This is a genomic window from Aestuariivivens marinum (genome assembly GCF_022662175.1).
Lineage (GTDB): Bacteria > Bacteroidota > Bacteroidia > Flavobacteriales > Flavobacteriaceae > Aestuariivivens > Aestuariivivens marinum.
Window position 1 is genome coordinate 411712 of record NZ_JAKMCR010000001.1, and the last position, 22395, is coordinate 434106.

Consider the following 22395-nt stretch of genomic DNA (forward strand, 5'->3'; position numbering starts at 1 on the left):
CCTTGTCTGTTCAAGAGTTGTAGAGATCCCTTTTTGGGATATAACAAAATTGACAACCTCTCGACTCCGTTCGAGGTGACACCATATTCATATTTATAACTATTCAATAGAATGTCTGATAAAAAACGTCTTTTTTTAGTTGATGCCTACGCCTTAATTTTTCGTGGCTATTACGCCTTTATAAAAAATCCAAGAATCAATTCCAAAGGGATAGACACTTCTGCTATTATGGGTTTTATGAACTCGCTTTTGGACGTAATAAAACGGGAACGCCCCGACCATTTAGCTGTGTGTTTTGATAAGGGTGGCAGTACCGAACGTGTTGAACTGTTTGAAGACTATAAGGCCAATCGTGATGAAACTCCTGAAGCCATTAAAATAGCCGTTCCCTACATTCATGATATCTTAAAAGCTATGCATATTCCTATTATGGTAAAAGAAGGCTATGAAGCTGATGATGTTATAGGTACTCTTTCAAAACAAGCTGAAAAAGAAGGTTATGAAACCTATATGGTAACCCCCGATAAAGATTTTGCCCAATTAGTTAGTGAACATATTTTCATGTACCGTCCTAAATCCTTTGGGGGCGGTTATGAGGTTTGGGGCATCCCGGAGGTACAACAAAAATTTGAGGTAGAACGCCCTGAACAGGTAATAGACTTTTTAGGAATGATGGGTGACTCGTCCGATAACATTCCCGGACTACCCGGTGTGGGAGAAAAAACTGCTAAAAAATTTATTCAGGCTTATGGCAGTATGGAAAACCTGTTGGCCAACACTCATGAGCTAAAGGGTAAAATGAAGGAAAAGATTGAAGCCAATGCTGATCTAGGGCTGCTCTCCAAAAAACTGGCACGCATTATGCTGAATGTCCCTGTTACATTTGATGCCAAGGATTTTGAAATGGAACACCCTAATATTGATGCCGTAAAGCAGATTTTCCAAGATTTGGAATTTCGACGATTGACGGAAAATTTCTTAAAGACTTTTGCTACTGAAAATGAGACTTCGACTTCGCCGAGTGAACAGGCTCCGAGTGAAAACAATGTAGCTTCGAGTGACCTCAGCCACCAAACATCAGCATCTAAAAAATCAACATTGGCAGGTGCTGGTCAGTTTTCCCTGTTTGATACCGATGGTACTGATGGAGCAGCTACCGAAACACCTTCAGCCTATACCAGAAAAACAGCTGAAACAACATCGCATTTTTATCAAAGTATCACATCAAAAAAAGCGCTGGAACTATTTCTAGAGAAAATCATGTTACAACACAGCGTATGTTTCGATACTGAAACCACTGGTATAGACCCCATTAATGCAGAATTGGTTGGTATTGCATTTTCTTGGGAAGCAGGCAAAGGCTACTACATTCCATTTCCAGATAATAAGAGCGATGCCCAAGGTTTAATAGAGGCTATTCGTCCTTTTTTCGAAAGCAAATCCATTGAAAAAATTGGTCAGAATTTAAAATATGATATTAAAGTCTTGGCCAAATATAACATTGATGTAAAAGGTAAACTGTTCGACACCATGTTGGCACATTACTTGATTAATCCAGACATGCGACATAATATGGACGTACTAGCCGAAACCTATTTAAACTACGTGCCTATTTCTATTGAAACCCTAATTGGCAAAAAAGGGAAAAATCAGTTATCCATGCGACAGGTTCCTTTGGAAAAACAAACTGAATACGCTGTTGAGGATGCCGACATTACCCTACAGCTTAAAACCCATTTTGAAAATGAATTGGGTGAAGCCAATACCCAAGCTTTATTCGATAATATTGAAATTCCTTTGTTACGTGTATTAGCGGCTATGGAATTGGAAGGTATTAACTTGAACAAAGACTTTTTAAATAGCCTTTCGGAACAATTGGATAATGACATAAATACCTTAGAATCTCAAATTTATGCTGAAGCTGGTGAAGTGTTCAACATTGCTTCTCCTAAACAATTGGGTGAAATTTTATTTGATAAACTAAAGTTGGTAGACAAGCCTAAAAAGACCAAAACGGGCCAATATTCAACTGCCGAAGATGTATTGAGTTATTTGGCAAAAGACCATGCCATTATTCAAAACATATTGGATTATAGAGGTCTCTCGAAATTAAAAAGTACTTATGTTGATGCTTTGCCCAATCAAGTAGAAACTTCAACCGGTAGGATCCACACCGACTATATGCAAACCGTAGCTGCTACTGGAAGATTGAGCAGCAACAACCCTAACCTTCAAAATATTCCTATTCGTACCGAACGGGGTAGGCAAGTGCGCAAGGCCTTTATTCCTAGGAACAAAGATTATACTCTCTTAGCTGCCGATTATAGCCAAATAGAGTTACGCATTATTGCTGCTCTAAGTGAAGAAGACACTATGATTGAAGCTTTTAAGCACGGTGAGGATATTCATGCCTCAACAGCCTCTAAAGTATTTAATGTACCAATTGAAGCTGTAACCCGTGAACAACGTAGCAATGCCAAAACAGTAAACTTTGGTATTATTTATGGAGTTTCCGCCTTTGGTTTAAGTAATCAAACCAATCTTTCTAGAAGTGAAGCCAAAGAACTTATTGATACCTACTACACTACATACCCCAAACTAAAACGTTTTATTAGCAATCAAGTGGATTTTGCGAGAGACCATGGCTACGTACAAACAGTTTTGGGTCGCAGACGCTATTTAAAGGACATTAACTCACAAAATGCCGTGGTAAGAGGGGCTGCCGAACGCAATGCCGTTAATGCTCCTATACAAGGAAGTGCTGCCGATATTATTAAAATAGCCATGATTAATATTTATAGGAAGCTATTGGAAGGCCAATTTAAAACCAAAATGCTTTTGCAAGTACATGACGAACTGGTATTCGATGTGTATAAGCCCGAATTGGAGATTGTGTCTAAATTAATCAAAACCGAAATGGAAAACGCATATAAACTTACAGTTCCCTTAGATGTTGATATTGATACTGGGGATAATTGGTTGGAAGCACATTGACCCGCACTGAACAAAGGGGAAATAAATAAAGAATTCGTTGAAAGAACTGTACTGTACTGTATAAATGTGGGGAATTATACTCAAGGCAGAGTATCAAGTAATTCTTTTGGGTTAGACGATTAAGTTTGGCATTTTAATCAAAAAAATAATCACACTTCTCTATTTGGCAATCAAATATATAATCGTAAATTTAATTATTATCATTTAACCTTCTTTTTAAGACAAGATATTGAACCATGAAAATAAGATTTAGGAATAAGCACATGAACTTCAATCTGATTTTCGGATTGATTTGGTTGGCTTGGTTTTTTATTGGCATGTTTTCCAAAGAAAAACCTCATTGGACAGACTATGGTTGGGCTATAATTTTTGCCACGTATTTAGTAGTATATTTTTACCAACGTAAAAATAAATATTTGACTATAAAAAGTGGCATTTTAAAAGTGAATGGTCCATTTGGAAAGGAAGTACGATTGACTGACATAAAGCGTATTAAAAAATTTGCTGGTGATTATATTTTAAAAACAGACAATACTAAATTGACCATAAACACTCAAATAATTGAACCTCATTCACTCGTTAAATTAAACACTGTGTTGCAAAAACTGAATGTGGAATGGAATTAAAAACCTTTTGCAGCAAAGAACTGAGTTAAAAACTAGGTAATTTATTATTTTGATTTTTTAACCTGAAAATCAACGAAGATTTTCATGCTACTTTATTATAGCTAAAACTTTGATCAACAATGTAAAAACAATGAATCTAGCTGTATTCCTTTTATTAATTTGCCAATTATTAACTTCATGTAATACAGATAAAACTACTTTATATCTAGATAAAACTTACCCAGAGGCAAACGAACGTTTTGTTTCAGAAGAAAACATGATCTACTATATCGATCCTGTTAATGGAAATGATGCAAACATTGGAACAAAAAAAGAAGCGCCCTGGAAAACATTTCGGAGAATAAATCAATTACGATTGAATAAAGGGAATAAAATTGAAATATTATCACCAGGAACATTTAAAGAATCATTGTTTTTGATTGGGCAGGGAAGCACCGATTTTCCCATTATAATTGAATTTTTTCCTGGCAAATATGATTTTTATCCAGAGGAAGCTTTTAAAGCTAAATTTCATATTTCCAATACCAATGATTCACCGAATTCTCCAAAAGCTATTGCTTTTTATTTTTTGAATTCTGAAAATATTAAGATTAAAGGCAATGGAGCAGAATTTGTTTTTAGAGGAAAAACAATTGAAACGAGTTTAAACAATTGTAATAACATAACTATCGAAAATCTTAGTTTTGACTATAAACGTCCAACTGTTTCTGAAATGAAGGTTCTAAGTGTAAATAAAAATTATGCCGATATTCAGATACATAAAGATTCACAATATAAAATAGTCGACAGCACTCTTATATGGATTGGTGAGGGCTGGAAACATGAAGCACAGTCTTTGTGGCAAGTTTTTAATTACAAAGAAAATAAGGTCAAGAGAATTAACCTGCCAATAGAAACTATGCGTTTTTTAGAATTAGAACAAAATATGGTACGTATAAATTATAATGTGAACCCAGGATTTATAAAAGGATTTACATATCAGAACCGAAATACATTTAGGGACTATGCAGCCATATTTTTACAAAAGAGTAAAAACATTTCCTTTAAAAATGTTAACATCTACTTTATGCACGGAATGGGTATTGTAAGTCAGTACTGTGAAAATATAACACTAGACTCTCTTCAAGTTAAACCAAAAGAAAATTCTGGCAGAACCTGCTCTGCTTGGGCAGATATTCTTCACTTCTCGGGATGCAAAGGAAATATTACAATAAATAATTCTTATTTGTCCGCTGCTAATGATGATGCCATTAATGTTCATGGAACTCACCTTCGGATAGTTGAGAAAATTTCAAACAGAAAAATTAAAGTCCGTTTCATGCATCCGCAAACCTATGGTTTTGATGCTTTTTTTACAGGAGACAGCATTGAGTTCATAGGAGCCAAAACACTTTTATCTTATTCCAAAAATAAGATCATTAACACAGAAAAACTAAATGATAAGGAAATCGAATTAACACTTGGTCAAGATATTCCTAATAATATTAAAACGGATGATGTAATTGAAAACACATCATGGACAGCTGATGTAACCATTCGAAATAATAAGATAGTTTATATACCAACACGCGGCATTCTCATTACTACAAGAGGAAGGGTAATTATTGAAAAGAATGAGTTATTTAAAACTCATATGAGTGGTATTTTGATTGCAAATGATGCAAATACCTGGTTTGAATCGGGGAGTGTTAAAGATGTAACCATTAGCAAAAACAAATTTATTGAATGTGGGGATCCTGTAATTAATATTCATCCTGAAAATTCTGAAATTTTAAGTGAACATCCAATACATAAGAATATTAAAATAATTAACAATCAATTTTTTTTGAAGGAAAATACAATTCTTTCTGCAAAAAGCACAGGAAACCTCAGTTTTTATAATAACAAAATCTATTCAGAGTCTAACCTTAACATGAATGAATTAATAAGCTTAGATGTCTGTTCTAATATTAAAATAAAGGATAATCAAATAAACAATAAAGTGGTTAACACTATATATAAGAACTAGGCGATAATGATAAATTCAAATTCGGTTATATTCCTATTAAGCTATTGGTTTGCTTATACTACTTTTATCCAGATTTTATAAATAATACACCACAAATTTAACCCAAAGAATAGCAAACACGTTTTAGCTAAAAATATTCATGTCTCACTATTTGGTAATCAAATATATAATCGTAAATTTGCAAACTCTTTTTGAGAGAGGAATGTTTAATCAGAAAAATTAAAAGTGTGGACACATTAAGCTACAAAACAATTTCGGCTAACAAAGCTACTGTAAACAAGCAGTGGGTTTTGGTTGATGCCGAAGGGCAAACGCTTGGCCGCTTAGCTTCAAAAGTTGCAAAACTTTTAAGAGGTAAGCACAAGCCTAACTTCACACCACATGTTGATTGCGGCGACAACGTTATTGTTATTAATGCAGAAAAAATCAACTTAACTGGAAATAAGTGGAACGATAAAACTTATATTCGTCACACAGGGTACCCAGGTGGTCAGAGAAGTTTAACTGCTACCGAATTGTTTGGAAAAGATCCTGCAAGAGTAGTAGAAAAATCAGTAAAAGGAATGTTGCCTAAAAACAAATTAGGGGCAGATTTATTCCGTAACCTTACAGTTGTTGTTGGTTCAGAACACGCACATGCTGCACAAAAACCAAAAGCAATTAACTTAAACGAATTTAATTAATGGAAGTAATTCACAAAATCGGCCGTAGAAAGACGGCTGTTGCTCGTGCTTATGTTGCCCCAGGAAAAGGGAACATATCGATTAACAAAAAAGACATAGCCGCTTACTTCACTACTGCGACATTACAGTACAAAGTAAAGCAACCTTTAGCTATGACTAACAATGATGGCAACTTTGATATTACAGTCAATGTATATGGAGGCGGTATTACTGGACAAGCAGAAGCAGTACGCTTGGCAATTTCCCGTGCTATGTGTGAGGTAGATGCCGAAAACAGAGCCATCCTTAAGCCAGAAGGATTATTAACAAGAGACCCCAGAATGGTTGAGCGTAAGAAATTCGGTCAGAAGAAAGCGCGTAAGAAATTCCAGTTCTCTAAACGTTAATATTATCCTCAACTCGATTGAGGATCTGTTTGTCAGATGTCTCAATCTTGTTGAAACCTTTATTGAAATTAAAATTAACCCAGTTATTGTTGTCCATGGCAGAAATGTCAGGATTTAGTTTAGCATCTAAATGGTTAAGGCGAATATAAAATGACCACTTGGCCATTGCTAATTCAACAGAACGTAAACTATTACAAAAATGGCAGTAGAAGTAAAAGAACTACTAGAAGCAGGTGTACACTTCGGACACCTTACACGTAAATGGGACCCTAATATGGCTCCTTACGTTTATATGGAGCGTAATGGCATCCATATTATAAACCTATACAAAACAGCAGCTAAAATTGAAGAAGCCGGTAACGCATTAGCTAAAATTGCGGCATCCGGACGTAAAATTTTATTTGTTGCCACCAAAAAACAAGCCAAGGACATCGTTGCAGAAAAAGCAACAGCCATTAACATGCCTTATATTACAGAAAGATGGCCAGGTGGTATGTTAACTAACTTTGTTACTATTAGAAAAGCCGTTAAAAAAATGGCTTCCATTGATAGAATGAAGAAAGATGGCACCTTTAACACCTTATCTAAAAAAGAGCGTTTACAAGTAGACCGTTTAAGAGCTAAGTTAGAGAAAAACTTAGGATCCATTAGTGACATGACTCGTTTACCAGGCGCTTTATTTGTTGTAGATATTAAGCGTGAGCACATCGCGATTAAAGAAGCACAAAAATTAAACATTCCAATTTTTGCAATGGTAGACACCAACTCAGACCCACGTCAAGTTGATTATGTTATCCCTGCAAATGATGACGCTTCTAAATCGATTGATAAAATTTTATCTTATGTAACTACTGCAATAGCTGGTGGTTTAGCTGAACGTAAAGCTGAAAAGCAAGCATCTGCAGAAGGAGATGAAGCTCCAAAAGCTAAAAAAGCCACTAAAAAAGCTGTGGCAGTATCAGAAGAAGAAGAATAAACAACATTAACACAACAAAACAAGTCGTTTATTTATTTTCTGAAATGGAAAAAACTAAACGACTTTTTAAATTATAATTAATTATGAGTACTACAGTAAAAGTTACAGCCGCTGAAGTAAATAAATTAAGACAAGCTACCGGAGCCGGTATGATGGACTGTAAAAAAGCCCTTGTTGAAGCTGAAGGTGATTTTGATAAAGCCATTGAAATCCTTAGAAAAAAAGGACAAAAAGTAGCTGAAAAAAGAGCAGACAGAGAATCTTCTGAAGGTGCTGCTATCGCTAAAATAAATGCAGACCAAACTGCTGGAGTTGCTATTGTATTAGGTTGCGAAACCGACTTTGTTGGTAAGAATGAAAACTTTGTAGCCTTAGCTAATCAATTAGCTGAAGTGGCTTTAAACTATAATACTAAAGAAGAGTTTTTAGCTGCTAATTTTGGCGGCATTACCGTTGCCGAAAAATTAACTGAGCAAACAGGTGTTATTGGCGAGAAATTAGACATTACTGCTTTTGAGAAATTAGAAGCGCCTTATGTTGGGGCTTATGTTCACATTAATAAAATTGCAGCTTTGGTTGGTTTGTCGGCAAAAGTAGATAATGCTGAGACTTTAGTAAAAGATGTAGCTATGCAAGTCGCTTCTATGGGAGCAACCACATTATCTTATAAAGATTTCGATCCTGCTTACATCGCTTCTGAAACCGAAGCTAGAATTGCAGTGATTGAAAAAGATAATGAAGAATTGGCCCGTTTAGGCAAAACCCTTAAAAATGTACCTAAATACATTTCTATGGCTCAATTAACCCCTGAAGTTCTAGCTCAAGCTGAAGCAGATGCAAAAGCTGAATTAAAAGCTGAAGGAAAGCCGGAACAAATTTGGGACAGAATTTTACCAGGTAAAATGGAACGTTTCATTTCAGATAACACCACATTAGACCAAGAGAAGTGTCTATTGGATCAGAACTTTATTAAAGACGAAAAGCAAACCGTTGCCAAATATGTGGCTTCTTACGGCGAAGTTGAAATTACTGGTTTCAAACGTGCTACAGTAGGATAAACATTTGGCTTATTAAATATTTTAAAAAAACCATCAAGTTTGAAAGCTTGATGGTTTTTTTATTAAAACTAATTTTAAGTTTTGATTTCTCTAACTAAATCACCTGCAAAAAAACTTAAAACTATAAGCAATTATCCGTAGCACTAGATTTTCGTCCCATACCTATTTCAGATATACTTTTTCACTCCTTTTTCAGCTATTGAGTTGCTGTATCGGGTTTGCTATGACAAAATTTTAGTTTTATGTTGCTTTTCCCATAATTAACCCTAAGTCTTGAAAATAAGCTATATAATGCATAAAAACATTCTTGAATTCATATACAAGAAAACTATTTTAATAATCCGGCTATCGCTAAACAGCAAAAAAATGTTTAGTTTTGCACAACCCTGTTTCCGCATGTGTGGAAAACTCATCAAACATTTATGAAATACAAAAGAATACTCCTCAAACTATCTGGTGAAGCCCTTATGGGAGACCGACAATATGGTATTGACCCACAACGCTTAGCAGAATATGCCCAAGATATAAAAGAAATTACCGAAAAAGGCGTTGAAGTGGCAATTGTTATTGGTGGTGGTAATATTTTTAGGGGTGTTGCAGGCGCTAGTAATGGAATGGATCGTGTACAGGGTGACCATATGGGCATGTTGGCTACAGTAATAAACGGCCTGGCATTACAAAGTGCTTTGGAAGATGCTGGATTAAAAACACGATTGCAAACAGCAATTAAAATCAACGAAGTGGCCGAACCTTTTATTCGTAGAAAGGCTTTGAGCCATTTAAACAAAGGCCGAGTTGTTATTTTTGGAGGAGGCACTGGAAACCCTTATTTTACTACCGATTCTGCAGCCGTACTTAGAGCCATTGAAATTGAAGCCGATGTAATTTTAAAAGGAACCCGTGTAGATGGCATTTATAATGCTGACCCAGAAAAAGACCAAACTGCTACAAAGTTCAACTTTATTTCCTTTGATGATGTTTTGAGAAAAGGTCTAAAAGTAATGGACTCGACTGCATTTACCCTTAGTCAAGAAAATAAATTACCCATTATTGTATTCGACATGAATAAAAAAGGTAATTTGCTTAAAGTTGTTTCTGGTGAAAATGTTGGGACAGAAGTTAACTTGTAAAATTGCGTAATTTTTGAATATTTATTGACCAAAATTTAAAATAATGGACGATATACAATTTATATTAGACACTGCAAAAGAAGCTATGGACAATGCCATTAAGCATTTAGAAAAGCAATTTGTAAATATTAGGGCAGGTAAAGCAAGCCCTGCTATGTTGGGTAGCGTAATGGTAGACTACTACGGATCGCAAACCCCTTTAAACCAAGTAGCCAATGTTAACACTCCAGATGGTAGAACTATTAGTGTACAGCCTTGGGAAAAGAACATGCTTCAAGAAATTGAACGTGCCATTATTTATGCCAATTTAGGATTTAACCCCATGAACAATGGAGAAATGATTATTATCAACGTGCCACCACTAACCGAAGAACGCCGTAGGGAGTTATCAAAACAGGCTAAGGCAGAAGCCGAAGACGCAAAAGTTAGTATTAGAACTGCCCGTAAAGATGCCAATCACGAGATAAAAAAGTTGGACCATGTCTCTGAAGACCTTCAAAGTAACGCTGAAATAGACGTACAAGAAATGACCGATAAATACGTTAAAAAGGTAGATGAGCTATACGGCGTCAAAGAAAAGGAAATTATGACCGTATAAATGAAAGCGACATTTTAAGTCGCTTTTTTATTATATAAAACCTAGCCTGTTTTCAGTAATGCTAAAATTTTATACGTTACTAGCTTTTATTTCCCTTGCAGCATTAGCACAATCGCAATCGCTCATCAAAAACAACTTAAGCCCTGCACAGGATTCTGTTAAAACCAAACTTCTAACAAGCCTTGGTAACGGTTATTTCCCTTCAAAATATTTCAATAGTGATTTGAGATATCTGATAAAATACAATCAATACGAAGGTATTAGAACCGGGCTTGGCGGCGTAACAAACGAAGCCTTTTCTAAACGCTATAGATTAAATGCCTATGCAGTGTACGGTTTTAGGGACCATCGTTTTAAATACAGTATTGGCGGTGGATTAATAATATCAGAAAAAACAAATACCTGGGTAAACCTGTCTTATACAGATGATCTTCAGGAAACCGGTAGTACTATATTTTTAACCGATGGCCGTTTTTTTCAATTTTTTGAGCCCCGTTTATTAAATATCAGTTTATTTCATAAACACATCACAAAAGCCATTTCTTTAAAGCATGAGCTTAGCTCCAAGTTACTTACCAAAACCGAATTTGCTATAAGTAACATCAATCCCACCTATAGCTACGGATATCATGTAAACAACTCTGTAATTAACAACTTTCATTTAAGTACCCTAAAAACAGCCATACAATGGAGCCCTTTCAACACATTTAAATCTTCTGAAAATGGATTAGTAGAAATCAATCCGGGCTATCCAAAATTCACCATTCAATACACAAAAAGCTTTAATAATATATTTAAAAGCAACTTAGGGTTTTCCAAACTTGACTTTAAAACCATCTATAAAATAGGTGATGAAAATTCTACCTTCTCTGAATTTACTTTAGTTTCAGGCATAGCTAAAGGGAATGTTCCAATAACGCACATGTACCATGCCTACCCTAACAACATTAACAAAGAAACTATTTTACAACGTTTCTCAGTTGCTGGTCTAACAAGCTTTGAAACCATGTATTTTAATGAATTTTTCTCTGATAAATTTACTACACTACAACTCAAATATTTTTTAAAACCTTTTGGTTTTTCATCAAGATACAAACCCCAAATGGTATTGATAACCCGTTATGCTATTGGTGACATGGGTCATCCCGAAAAACATGAAAACATAACTTTTGGTTCGCTTAAAAAAGGTTATACCGAATCTGGTTTAGAGATAAATAAACTCCTTTTTGGCTTTGGTTTAAGTTTTACGTATCGCTATGGGGCATACCACCTGCCAGAGTTTGAAGATAACATAGCATTTAAATTTACTTTTAACGTAACATTATAAGTCTTATAAGATATGTAATACTTTGTTTTTTCTACCTTTGCCCAACTTTAAAATAAAGCATGCTAAAACTTTTCACTAAAGATTTTTGGGACGTCGTTGCCCGTCTTATCCTGCGTAATAAAATTATTATTCTTATTACTATAGTTTTAGTTACCCTTATCTTTAGTATGAAATGGGAAAATATGCGTTTTACCTATACCGAAGCCAATTTATTGCCCAATGACCATGACGTCAACATTACTTATAACAATTTTTTAAAAACTTTTGGTGAAGAAGGCAACCTCATTGTTTTAGGCGTTAAGGATAGCTCTTTATTTTCTGTTGAAAAGTTTAATGCATGGAACAGGCTTTCCGATAGCTTTAAAAAATACAATGAAGTTGAAACCGTAATCTCCATTAAAGATTTACAAAAACTCATTAAGGATACGGACAATGAAAAGTTTAAACTACAACCCTTCATTAAAGATTCCATTAAGTCTATAAGTGACCTTAATCAACTTCAAAATGAGCTTTTTAATAAATATCCTTTTTACGATAACTTTTTGTTCAATGCCGAAACGAAAACCCTTAGAACGGCCATTTATTTAAAAAAGGATATTGTTAACACACCCGTTAGAAAGGATTTTATTGTAGCCCATTTAATTCCAGAAATTGAAGCCTTTCAAAATAAAAATAATTTAGATGTTCGCATTTCGGGCATGCCCTATATAAGAACGTTAAACTCACAAATTATAGTAGATGAAATAGGATGGTTTGTAGCTGCAGCCTTGCTTGTAACCTCTTTAATTTTCTTTTTCTTCTTTAGATCGTTTAGGGCCACCTTTATTTCACTTATCGTGGTTTGTATTGGAGTGATGTGGACTTTGGGTATTATTGGCGCCTTAAATTACGAGATTACCGTTTTAACAGCACTCATTCCACCCCTTATAATTGTTATTGGTATTCCCAACTGTATTTTTTTAATCAATAAATACCAGCACGAAGTTAAGCTACATGGCAATAAAGTTAAATCACTACAACGGGTAATCACAAAAATTGGTAATGCGACCTTAATGACCAATGTAACTACCGCTTCGGGTTTTGCGACGTTTATTTTAACCGAGAGTGACCTATTAAAAGAATTCGGTGTAGTTGCTTCACTTAGCATTTTGGCCATTTTTATATTATGTCTACTCATTATCCCTATTATATACACTTTTTTACCATTTCCTAAGGATCGTCATTTAGAACACTTAAACAAACGTTGGATTGGTGGATTTGTAAACTGGATGGAGCGTATGGTAAAACACAAACGTATTGCCATATATGCTACTTCAGTAATACTTTTAATAGCTAGTATGATAGGCATCTATCAAATTAAAATATCTGGGAGTTTAATTGAGGACATGCCCAAAAACACTGAGTTCTTTAAGGATATCCGTTTTTTTGAAGAAGAGTTTAACGGGATTATGCCTTTGGAAATCATGATTGACACCAAGCGTAAAAAAGGTGTCATGAAACTTTCTACCTTAAAACGCATGAATGAACTAGAGGATTTAATTTTGGATACACCCGAACTATCGAAACCCTTATCTGCTGTTAGCCTAGTCAAGTATTCCAAGCAGGCCTATTATAATGGTAATACTAAATTTTATCAGTTGCCTTCCTCACAGGAAAACAACTTTATTTTATCCTATGCCAAAAATTCGTCTTCTAATGTCGATCTCCTTAAGAACTTTGTAGATAGCACAGGTCAATATGCTCGTATTACCACATTTATGAAAGATATTGGCACCGATAAAATGGAGCGTATACAAGAACATCTTCAAAATAAAATCGATAAGGTTTTTCCAAAGGATCGTTACAATGTTACTATGACGGGAAAAGCCTTGGTATTTCAAAAAGGAACTACTTATTTGGTTAAAAACTTGGCTATATCTTTATCATTAGCCATTTTTTTAATTTCTCTTTTTATGGCTTATATGTTTCGTTCTGCCCGAATGATTATAGTTTCACTTATCCCTAACCTATTACCTCTTTTAGTTACTGCTGGCTTAATGGGTTATTTAGGGGTTCCCATAAAACCATCAACGATATTGGTTTTTAGCATTGCTTTTGGTATTTCGGTAGATGACACCATTCACTTTTTAGCCAAATACCGCCAAGAACTGCAAGCTCATAACTGGAAAATAAAGACTTCTGTTTACAGAGCCCTAAGGGAAACGGGGGTAAGCATGTTTTATACCTCAATAGTGTTGTTTTTTGGGTTTTCGGTATTTACCATTTCAAGTTTTGGTGGCACGGTAGCTTTAGGGGCCCTAGTTTCTGCTACATTACTATTTGCCATGCTATCAAATTTATTATTGCTACCTTCACTACTGTTGTCTTTAGAGCGCAGTATAGCAAACAAAGAAGTATTAAGGGAGCCTTCAATAAATATTATACCGGAAGAAGAGGAAGAAGAGCTTTTTGAATAACCATTGGATTTAGACTCATTTATTTGAACACGTTTTTAAACTATAATTTAGAGTTTAATTACTTGAAAGCCGAACACCTTTTTTTATATTTACTTTTTGAAAATCATAATGTATAAATGAAGATATTTACCGTTTTAGAATTATTGCAAAAAGAACCATCTGTTCTTGAACCTGTTGAAATAAAAGGTTGGGTAAGAACCTTTCGCGCCAACCGATTCATTGCTCTTAACGATGGTTCCACTTTAAACAATATACAATGTGTTGTAGATTTTGAAAAGTTTGATGAGTCACTTTTAAAACGCATAACTACTGGTGCCGCTTTACATGTTAAAGGTGAACTAGTTGAAAGCCAAGGTAAAGGACAGAAGGTAGAAATTATTGTAAGCGAACTTGATGTATTGGGAGACAGTAATCCAGAGTCATACCCTATTCAACCTAAAAAGCATTCATTTGAGTTTTTAAGGGAACAAGCCCATTTGCGTACCCGTACCAATACCTTTAGTGCCGTTATGCGTTTGCGTTCGGCATTATCGTTTGCCATCCATAAGTATTTTAACGATCAAGGATTTTATTACATGCATGCGCCTATTATTACAGGCAGTGATGCCGAAGGCGCAGGTGAAATGTTTAGGGTGACTAGCCTTGACGCTAAAAATCCACCAATAAATGATGCTGGCGAAATAGATTATACTCAAGATTTCTTTGGAAAGGAAACCAACCTAACTGTATCTGGACAGCTAGAAGCAGAAACCTATGCCATGTCGCTAGGTAAAGTATATACATTTGGACCAACATTTCGTGCCGAAAATTCTAACACATCCAGACATCTTGCCGAGTTTTGGATGATAGAACCTGAAGTAGCTTTTTTAGATTTAGCAGGTAATATGGATTTGGCCGAAGACTTTTTAAAATATGTTCTAGGTTATATTTTAGAAAACAACATAGAAGATTTAGAGTTTTTAGACAAGCGCTTACAGGATGAAGACAAAACAAAGCCACATGCTGAGCGTAATGAAATGACCCTAATTGAAAAGTTGAAGTTTGTTACAGAAAATCATTTTAAACGCTTAAGTTATACCGAAGCTATCGATATTTTACGCAATTGTAAACCCAATAAGAAAAAGAAGTTTAAATATATAATTAACGAATGGGGAGCCGATTTACAAAGTGAACATGAACGTTATTTGGTAGAAAAACACTTTAAGTGCCCTGTGATATTATTTGATTACCCTGCCAAGATAAAGGCCTTTTATATGCGCTTAAATGATGATGGCAAAACAGTTCGTGCCATGGATATTTTATTCCCTGGCATTGGTGAAATTGTTGGTGGTGCACAGCGCGAAGAACGTCTTGAGATTCTAAAACAAAAAATGGCAGATATTAACATTCCCGAGGAAGATTTATGGTGGTATTTAGACCTTAGAAAATATGGTACAGCTGTACATTCTGGTTTTGGTTTAGGTTTTGAACGTTTAGTAATGTTCGCTACTGGAATGAGCAATATTAGGGATGTTATTCCGTTTCCTAGGACGCCACAAAATGCTGAGTTTTAAAATGTTTAGACCTGTTTTTTAAAATTTGATAGGTCTTTAACTCTAAAGTATAATAACTCAATAATCAAATATCATAATGAATGGATGACTTCGGGAACCTCTAACTCCTATTTTCAATCTAAATGTCTATCTTTATATTGATATTGAATACCAAATCATAATCAATGCTTAAACAACAATTACAATTTAAGTTATCGCAAAAGTTATCACCGCAACAAATTCAATTGATGAAATTGATACAGTTGCCTACACAAGCTTTTGAACAACGCTTAAAACAGGAATTGGAAGAAAACCCAGCTTTAGAAAGTGGTAAGGAAATCGAAAATGAATTTGGTTCGGATTTTGAAAATTCTGATGATGATTATAGTGACAACGAATCTATAACCGCTGAAGACATTAATGTTGATGAATATTTAAGCGATGACGAAATTCCTGATTACCGTACACAGGTTAACAATTACAGTAGTGATGATGAGGAAAAAACTATTCCGTATGCTGCTGGTGTATCGTTTACCCAACATTTAGTAAACCAATTAAACACGTATCGATTGAATGATGAAGAACGTGATATTGCTGAATTTTTAGTGGGGAGTGTGGATGAAAGTGGTTATATCCGTAGAACATTATCTGATATTATGGACGATTTGGCTTTTACCCAGAATGTATACACCTCCGAAGAAAAAATAGAACAGGTGTTACACATTGTCCATCAGTTGGATCCCGCAGGTGTTGGCGCCAGAAATCTACAAGAGTGCCTGAGCATTCAGCTTCATAGGAAAGAAAAAAATACAAATACAGAATTAGCCTTAAATATAATAGACTCTGCTTTTGAACAGTTTACTAAAAAGCACTACAAAAAGTTGATCCAGAAGTTTGACATTACGGAAGATCAACTAAAGGGAGCCATACACGAAATTGAACATTTAAACCCTAAACCAGGTGGTTCTTATTCTGGTAATAATAGAATTGTTGAACACGTGGTTCCAGACTTTGCCATAAAAATTGAAGATGGCGAATTAGAATTAACCCTTAATGGAAGGAATGCTCCCGAATTGCATGTTTCAAGGGAATATAATAATATGCTTAAAGGCTATAAAGAATCCAAGGACAAGTCTAAATCCCAAAAAGATGCTGTTTTGTTTATTAAACAGAAATTGGATGCAGCCAAATGGTTTATTGAGGCCATTAAACAACGTCAGCAAACACTGTTTATAACCATGAGCGCCATTATGCACTACCAAAAGGATTATTTTTTAACAGGTGATGAGCGACAGTTAAAACCTATGATTCTTAAAGACATTGCAGATGAAATACAAATGGATGTTTCAACCGTTTCTAGGGTAGCCAATAGTAAATATGTAGACACTCCTTATGGAACAAAATTAATTAAAGAGTTCTTTTCAGAATCTATGAAAAATGACCAAGGTGAAGATGTTTCAACACGGGAAATAAAGAAAATACTGGAAACTGTTATAGTAGAAGAAAACAAAAGAAAGCCATTAACTGATGATGCCTTAGCAAATATCTTAAAAGATAAAGGCTATCCCATAGCACGACGTACAGTGGCTAAATATAGAGAACAACTTGATATTCCAGTAGCAAGGCTACGTAAAAAAATATAATGGATAGTATTTTAAGAAGTATTTCATTTATTTTCCATCCATTATTGATGCCTATTTTTGGTGTATTTTTTTATTTTTCAAAATCTCCAAGATATATCCCAGTCGAAGTGATCAATGCTAAACTAGTGTCTCTTTTCATTTTGACCGTTATTCTTCCCATTCTTTTATATTTTCTTTTAAAAACACTCGGAAAGGTAACTTCCATTTATCTAAAAAGTACCAAAGAGCGCATTATACCCTTAATATTGAATTTTGTAGTAACCTTAGTTATTATAAAACGGATTTTAACCCCTACACAAGTTGTTGAACTGTATTTCTTTTTTGTAGGTATTTTAATTTCAACATTGTCTTGCCTTATTTTGGCTGTTTTAAAATTTAAAGCAAGTATTCACTTGATGGCCATTTCTGGTTTATTGATGTTCTTTATTGCGTTAAGTATTCATTTTAGCATCAATATAAATGGAACCTTGGCCTTTACGATTATTATAACAGGTGCAGTAGCAACTTCCCGATTGCATTTGAAGGCGCATAGTTTTACAGAGTTAGTAGTTGGATTTTTTCTAGGTATGATTCCACAACTTATTTTGGTAAACTACTGGCTATAGAATATAGAACATCAGTCCAATTTTAATACTGTTCATATCAATAGGACTTCCATTTAATTGAGCATGCTCAGAAAAAATAGGATTAAGACCATAATAGCAATGAATATTCCAAGTGTTATATCCAACACTTAAGGTCAAACCATATTGCAGCGAATTAAACTCATTTATATTACTATGTTTTATTTTTCCCAGATCACCTTTATATTTGGCACTATGGGCAAAGACATAACCTAATTTAACCCCCGTATAAATTCTCCAAAACTTGTATTCAGATGGTGTGGATGTACGCCAACGTATCTCTAAAGGACATTCAATCAAATATCCAGTAAACTTATTTTTAGAAAAGTTATTACTACCTTCTAATAAAGAAAAGCTTATGGATCCAGAACTGTCTTTATTTATGAACATATTTTGATTGTAGGAATTGGCAGAAAGCCCTATTCCAAGACCTAGAGCAAAATTTCTATTCTTGTTAATGGGCATGTCCCTAATAAATCCAATATGATATCCCCCAGAGAAACCATTTTGAGAAACACCCTCTGGTATATTCCCTAATAAGTTATAAGTAACTCCGGCATAGAATTGGTCTTCTCTATAAAGCGAATCAATTACAGTTATTGTTGGCTCTTGTGCATACAATAATAAGCCAGATGAAATAAAAGCCATTCTAATTAATATCCTTTTCATATACTATTAACTAAAAAAAGGCATTCATATTGAATGCCTTCCTACTTTTAACAAATTAAGATATTATTTTATGTTCGTTAATGCATCCCCTACACCTGTAGTATAGTTTATTTTTAAGGCATTCACTTTTCTTAGTTCTTGTTTTACATCACCAACAATACCCATTTGTGCATCTTTATCAACTTTTAACGATACGGTTAAATAAGGTATTAATTCTTCCCTTAATGCAGCGCGTTCGGCTTCAATAAAAGGGCCTACATCACTCACATCAGCAAATTTGTCGTTCAGTTGTATTCTAGCTTCTGTTCCGAACTTTTTTTTGTAATTATCACTGGGTTTTCCCATATATACATAACTTATGGGATTCTTTTTATCCAATTTTTCTACTTGGTTCGCAACAGGTAAAGCGTTTTGAATCATCAAAGTGTTTTCACGCATTACGGTAGCAACCATAAAAAAGAATAACAACATAAATACAATGTCTGGCAAGGATGCTGTACTAATTGGTGGCAAATCGCCACCTTTTTTCTTTTTGAATTTAGACATAATGTTTCTGTTTAATTCTAAATTTATTCAATGACTTCTGAAAACTTTTGCGGAATCTCTTCCTTAATCTGGTCTATAACCGCCTTAAGTTTATCCTTATTACCAACCCATCGTGCATCTTTGTAATTTTCCTGCATTTTTATAAAATCCATACCGGGAAACCCTTTTTGAGATCCTATCTCTAATGCACGTCTATTCCTTAGCTCATTGTAAGCGCCCATAACTTCATTTTGAACAGCTACATAAGCAGCATAAGAAGTCTCTCTTTGATTTTTTAAAGAAATAATGGCTTTATCAGGATTATCTGAAGATTTTGGGTCTCTTTTACCTTTGCAAAAAGTGCAGGATCCATCGCCGTTATTATCTAAAAACTCTACTGCTGCTTTACGTAGGTCTTTAAGTTCCATACGCTCTTCCTCAACAAGCAATTGGTCTTTACCATTGATTAAAATCGTAAAAATATTTTTTTGTTTGATGACCACATCTTCTTCAGATTCTTCCATTGGGGGTAGTTTACGGTTAATACCCGAATCCTTTTCAATAGTTGTGGTAACCAAGAAAAATATTAATAAAAGGAAGGCAATATCGGCCATTGAGCCTGCATTAACCTCCGGTGCTGCTCGTTTTGCCATGTTATTTTATCATTTTTTTAATTCCAGAGAACAACATAAGTGCCCCTGCTATAAGAATAAGCGCATAAAACAAATATAATCCCGCGCCAACCAATTGTGATCCACTAGCTGATAACGAATCCCCATCTTTAAGTGGAGTTTCAACGCCTTCTGCACTAAAATAACATATAAGCGCCAGTACTACAAAAGCTCCCACGCTCTTTAAAGTACTTTTTAGCATATCTATATTGGTTAAAATAGCTTTTAAAGTGAAGAAAACAACAAAAGCCAAGGTTAAAAACAAAACGGTATATGCTACATACATAAATGAATCTACACTACTGCTAGCTTCTCCCACCTTTACAGCTTCGTCTCCTGCCGATATTATCATCGCCAGGAATACTATAGACAGTATACCTACCAATGCTAATATTATGGTTAATACTTTTTTCATAATAAATGGTTTACAATTTTAATTATTACTTCTTGTTTCTAATTAGCAAATCCATTAACGTAATAGAAGCGTCTTCCATATTGTTAACGATGCTATCGATTTTAGCAATAATATAATTGTAGAATATTTGTAATATGATTGCAACAATCAAACCAAATACGGTTGTTAAAAGTGCTACTTTAATACCTCCTGCTACAAGTGAAGGTTGCATGTCTCCTGCAGCTTCAATTTTATCGAATGCCTGAATCATCCCAATTACTGTTCCCATGAATCCTAACATAGGAGCTAAGGCGATGAATAACGAAATCCAAGATACATTTTTTTCCAATTGTCCCATTTGAACACCTCCATAAGCTACAACAGCTTTTTCAACGGCCTCTAAACCTTCGTCTGTTCTATCCAGTCCTTGGTAGTAAATTGAAGCGATGGGGCCTTTAGTATTTCTACAAACTTCTTTTGCTGCCTCAACACCTCCCGATGCTAAAGCATCTTCGACTTCTTGTGTTAATTTAGATGTGTTTGTAGTAGATAAGTTTAAAAAGATAATTCTCTCAATTGCAATTGCCAGACCTAAAATTAAACACAACAATACAATTCCCATAAAGCCTGGGCCTCCTTCAATAAAACGCTTTTTTAATTCTTGATGAAACCCTACCTCTTGTGCAGGTGCATCAGCTGCATCATCTTGTGTCATCGTGGCCACTGTAGTAGTGGTTGTGCTAGCAGCATTTGTAGTTGCATTAACCGTTCCGAATGCCATAATTCCTGTAATGGCAAGGATAGAAAATAATCTTTTCATGTTCTAAATCTTAATTTTATTAGTTAAAGTGTTAAAGATATAAAAAAAAAGCTATTAAAAATAAAAATAACAGCAGAGAGGAAGGGATTCGAACCCTCGATACGCTTTTGGCGTATACACACTTTCCAGGCGTGCGCCTTCGACCACTCGGCCACCTCTCTGTATTCTAAAAAAGCTTTTGTTTTTAGGTGGCTCAAATAACAAAAAAATCTTTAGATGATAAAACTTTGACTGTTATTTTTTAGGACATTTCTCCTCTTAAGGAGCTTTCGAACATGGTTTTGAAAGTATTAGCATCTGTTTTATTACCCAACAACCACATTAATTTAGTAATTGCTGCCTCTGTCGTTAAGTCTTTACCCGATATTACCCCAATATGCTTCAATTGGTTACTGGTCTCATAACGCCCCATAACCACAGTTCCTTTAGTGCATTGTGTTATATTTATAACATATACACCTTTTCGAATGGCATTTGATATCAAATCACTAAACCAAGCTGCCGTGGTACAGTTTCCAGCTCCATAGGTTTCCAAAATCACACCTTTTAAGTTTGGTGTTAATAAAATACTGCGCATAAATGATTCTGTAATACCTGGAAATAATTTTATTATGGCAACATTCGTATCAAAATCCTTATAGGTTTTAAAAGGCTTATTCACATTAGGGCTATATAAATCATCTGTATTAATTTTCAAGTGTACACCTGATTGGGCCAAATCTGGATAATTGGGTGATTGAAAGGCTTCAAAGTGTTCTGCGCTTACTTTTGTAGTCCTGTTAGCTCGATACAACTTATATTCAAAATATAGGCACACCTCTTTTATAACGGGTTTGTTTTTCTCATGTAACGATGCAACCTGAATGGAAGTTATTAAATTTTCCTTAGCATCGGTACGTAAATCACCAATAGGTAATTGTGACCCTGTAAACACAACTGGTTTTGCTAAATTTTCCAGCATAAAACTAAGTGCAGATGCCGTATAGCTCATGGTATCGCTTCCATGAAGTACTACAAACCCGTCAAAACTCTCATAATTGGCTTCAATTATTTCAGCAATCTGTACCCAATAGGTTGGATTCATATTACTGGAGTCAATTGGGTCTTGAAACGAAACAGTTTCTATATTGCAGTCTAAAAGCCTTAGTTCGGGTATCTTATCCAAAAGGGTTTTAAAATCAAAAGTACGTAACGCTCCTGTCTTAAAGTCTTTCACCATACCTATGGTACCACCAGTATATATAAGGAGTATTTTTTGTTTTTCTTGACTCATAAT

At 34.8% G+C, this 22395-nt stretch carries 20 protein-coding genes and 1 tRNA gene; 14 read left to right on the plus strand and 7 right to left on the minus strand.

Annotated elements, in window-relative coordinates; translation table 11 throughout:
* The first annotated feature begins 111 nt into the window (after positions 1-111).
* The 14 genes from polA to MR053_RS01785 all read left to right on the plus strand — a co-directional run bounded on the left by polA (position 112) and on the right by MR053_RS01785 (position 18022).
* Positions 112-2994 (plus strand): DNA polymerase I, encoded by a 2883-nt coding sequence (gene polA, locus MR053_RS01720; RefSeq protein WP_242130767.1) that lies wholly within the window; start codon positions 112-114, stop codon positions 2992-2994.
* Between the two features lie 236 nt (positions 2995-3230).
* Entirely contained in the window at positions 3231-3620 is a 390-nt protein-coding gene (locus MR053_RS01725) for a hypothetical protein (protein WP_242130768.1), read from the plus strand.
* Between the two features lie 130 nt (positions 3621-3750).
* Positions 3751-5628, plus strand: coding sequence for a right-handed parallel beta-helix repeat-containing protein (locus MR053_RS01730; RefSeq protein ID WP_242130769.1), 1878 nt, complete (start codon positions 3751-3753; stop codon positions 5626-5628).
* 227 nt (positions 5629-5855) lie between these two features.
* Complete coding sequence (gene rplM, locus MR053_RS01735) at positions 5856-6311, plus strand: 50S ribosomal protein L13 (protein ID WP_242130770.1); 456 nt, start codon at positions 5856-5858, stop codon at positions 6309-6311.
* On the plus strand, positions 6311-6697 hold the full coding sequence (gene rpsI, locus MR053_RS01740) for a 30S ribosomal protein S9 (RefSeq protein ID WP_242130771.1): 387 nt from the start codon (positions 6311-6313) through the stop codon (positions 6695-6697). Before rplM ends, rpsI begins: the two co-directional genes overlap by 1 nt.
* A gap of 199 nt (positions 6698-6896) precedes the next feature.
* A complete protein-coding gene (rpsB, locus tag MR053_RS01745) occupies positions 6897-7673 on the plus strand; it encodes a 30S ribosomal protein S2 (RefSeq protein ID WP_223551462.1) in 777 nt (258 codons plus the stop codon).
* 83 nt (positions 7674-7756) lie between these two features.
* On the plus strand, positions 7757-8731 hold the full coding sequence (gene tsf, locus MR053_RS01750) for a translation elongation factor Ts (RefSeq protein ID WP_242130772.1): 975 nt from the start codon (positions 7757-7759) through the stop codon (positions 8729-8731).
* 422 nt (positions 8732-9153) lie between these two features.
* Positions 9154-9861 carry a UMP kinase gene (gene pyrH, locus MR053_RS01755; RefSeq protein WP_223551378.1) on the plus strand — a complete coding sequence of 236 codons (708 nt, stop codon included), beginning with the start codon at positions 9154-9156 and terminating at the stop codon, positions 9859-9861.
* Between the two features lie 40 nt (positions 9862-9901).
* Entirely contained in the window at positions 9902-10459 is a 558-nt protein-coding gene (gene frr / locus MR053_RS01760) for a ribosome recycling factor (RefSeq protein ID WP_223551381.1), read from the plus strand.
* 58 nt (positions 10460-10517) lie between these two features.
* On the plus strand, positions 10518-11786 hold the full coding sequence (locus MR053_RS01765) for a hypothetical protein (RefSeq protein ID WP_242130773.1): 1269 nt from the start codon (positions 10518-10520) through the stop codon (positions 11784-11786).
* Positions 11787-11845: 59 nt separating this feature from the next.
* The gene (locus tag MR053_RS01770) at positions 11846-14242 is read left to right on the plus strand and encodes an efflux RND transporter permease subunit (RefSeq protein WP_242130774.1); all 2397 of its coding nucleotides are present in this window, start codon (positions 11846-11848) and stop codon (positions 14240-14242) included.
* Between the two features lie 116 nt (positions 14243-14358).
* Positions 14359-15795 carry an asparagine--tRNA ligase gene (gene asnS / locus MR053_RS01775; RefSeq protein WP_242130775.1) on the plus strand — a complete coding sequence of 479 codons (1437 nt, stop codon included), beginning with the start codon at positions 14359-14361 and terminating at the stop codon, positions 15793-15795.
* Between the two features lie 164 nt (positions 15796-15959).
* Positions 15960-17417, plus strand: a complete 1458-nt coding sequence (gene rpoN, locus MR053_RS01780; RefSeq protein WP_242130776.1) for an RNA polymerase factor sigma-54 — start codon at positions 15960-15962, stop codon at positions 17415-17417.
* Positions 17417-18022 carry a hypothetical protein gene (locus tag MR053_RS01785; RefSeq protein WP_242130777.1) on the plus strand — a complete coding sequence of 202 codons (606 nt, stop codon included), beginning with the start codon at positions 17417-17419 and terminating at the stop codon, positions 18020-18022. The genes rpoN and MR053_RS01785 overlap by 1 nt, the downstream gene beginning before the upstream one ends.
* Here MR053_RS01785 and MR053_RS01790 read toward each other — a convergent pair.
* The 7 genes from MR053_RS01790 to MR053_RS01820 all read right to left on the minus strand — a co-directional run bounded on the left by MR053_RS01790 (position 18017) and on the right by MR053_RS01820 (position 22392).
* On the minus strand, positions 18017-18709 hold the full coding sequence (locus tag MR053_RS01790) for a porin family protein (protein ID WP_242130778.1): 693 nt from the start codon (positions 18707-18709) through the stop codon (positions 18017-18019). The genes MR053_RS01785 and MR053_RS01790 overlap by 6 nt on opposite strands.
* Before the next feature lie 63 nt (positions 18710-18772).
* Positions 18773-19255 (minus strand): ExbD/TolR family protein, encoded by a 483-nt coding sequence (locus MR053_RS01795; protein ID WP_223551371.1) that lies wholly within the window; start codon positions 19253-19255, stop codon positions 18773-18775.
* 23 nt (positions 19256-19278) lie between these two features.
* Positions 19279-19887, minus strand: a complete 609-nt coding sequence (locus MR053_RS01800; protein ID WP_242130779.1) for an ExbD/TolR family protein — start codon at positions 19885-19887, stop codon at positions 19279-19281.
* A gap of 1 nt (position 19888) precedes the next feature.
* Positions 19889-20320 (minus strand): hypothetical protein, encoded by a 432-nt coding sequence (locus tag MR053_RS01805; protein WP_242130780.1) that lies wholly within the window; start codon positions 20318-20320, stop codon positions 19889-19891.
* Positions 20321-20345: 25 nt separating this feature from the next.
* Positions 20346-21119, minus strand: coding sequence for a MotA/TolQ/ExbB proton channel family protein (locus tag MR053_RS01810; RefSeq protein ID WP_242130781.1), 774 nt, complete (start codon positions 21117-21119; stop codon positions 20346-20348).
* 73 nt (positions 21120-21192) lie between these two features.
* A tRNA-Ser gene (locus tag MR053_RS01815) sits at positions 21193-21280 on the minus strand.
* Between the two features lie 80 nt (positions 21281-21360).
* Positions 21361-22392 (minus strand): asparaginase, encoded by a 1032-nt coding sequence (locus MR053_RS01820; RefSeq protein WP_242130782.1) that lies wholly within the window; start codon positions 22390-22392, stop codon positions 21361-21363.
* Positions 22393-22395: the final 3 nt, after the last annotated feature.

Excerpts from the sequence above, each read along its gene's own strand:
- rpsB (WP_223551462.1), top strand. The coding sequence starts at position 6,897 with ATGGCAGTAGAAGTAAAAGAACTACTAGAAGCAGGTGTACACTTCGGA.
- MR053_RS01810 (WP_242130781.1), bottom strand. The coding sequence starts at position 21,119 with ATGAAAAGATTATTTTCTATCCTTGCCATTACAGGAATTATGGCATTC.
- rpsI (WP_242130771.1), top strand. The coding sequence starts at position 6,311 with ATGGAAGTAATTCACAAAATCGGCCGTAGAAAGACGGCTGTTGCTCGT.
- polA (WP_242130767.1), top strand. The coding sequence starts at position 112 with ATGTCTGATAAAAAACGTCTTTTTTTAGTTGATGCCTACGCCTTAATT.
- asnS (WP_242130775.1), top strand. The coding sequence starts at position 14,359 with ATGAAGATATTTACCGTTTTAGAATTATTGCAAAAAGAACCATCTGTT.
- tsf (WP_242130772.1), top strand. The coding sequence starts at position 7,757 with ATGAGTACTACAGTAAAAGTTACAGCCGCTGAAGTAAATAAATTAAGA.
- MR053_RS01730 (WP_242130769.1), top strand. The coding sequence starts at position 3,751 with ATGAATCTAGCTGTATTCCTTTTATTAATTTGCCAATTATTAACTTCA.
- MR053_RS01790 (WP_242130778.1), bottom strand. The coding sequence starts at position 18,709 with ATGAAAAGGATATTAATTAGAATGGCTTTTATTTCATCTGGCTTATTA.
- MR053_RS01805 (WP_242130780.1), bottom strand. The coding sequence starts at position 20,320 with ATGAAAAAAGTATTAACCATAATATTAGCATTGGTAGGTATACTGTCT.
- MR053_RS01800 (WP_242130779.1), bottom strand. The coding sequence starts at position 19,887 with ATGGCAAAACGAGCAGCACCGGAGGTTAATGCAGGCTCAATGGCCGAT.
- MR053_RS01820 (WP_242130782.1), bottom strand. The coding sequence starts at position 22,392 with ATGAGTCAAGAAAAACAAAAAATACTCCTTATATATACTGGTGGTACC.
- MR053_RS01765 (WP_242130773.1), top strand. The coding sequence starts at position 10,518 with ATGCTAAAATTTTATACGTTACTAGCTTTTATTTCCCTTGCAGCATTA.
- MR053_RS01770 (WP_242130774.1), top strand. The coding sequence starts at position 11,846 with ATGCTAAAACTTTTCACTAAAGATTTTTGGGACGTCGTTGCCCGTCTT.
- MR053_RS01725 (WP_242130768.1), top strand. The coding sequence starts at position 3,231 with ATGAAAATAAGATTTAGGAATAAGCACATGAACTTCAATCTGATTTTC.
- pyrH (WP_223551378.1), top strand. The coding sequence starts at position 9,154 with ATGAAATACAAAAGAATACTCCTCAAACTATCTGGTGAAGCCCTTATG.
- MR053_RS01785 (WP_242130777.1), top strand. The coding sequence starts at position 17,417 with ATGGATAGTATTTTAAGAAGTATTTCATTTATTTTCCATCCATTATTG.
- MR053_RS01795 (WP_223551371.1), bottom strand. The coding sequence starts at position 19,255 with ATGTCTAAATTCAAAAAGAAAAAAGGTGGCGATTTGCCACCAATTAGT.
- rpoN (WP_242130776.1), top strand. The coding sequence starts at position 15,960 with ATGCTTAAACAACAATTACAATTTAAGTTATCGCAAAAGTTATCACCG.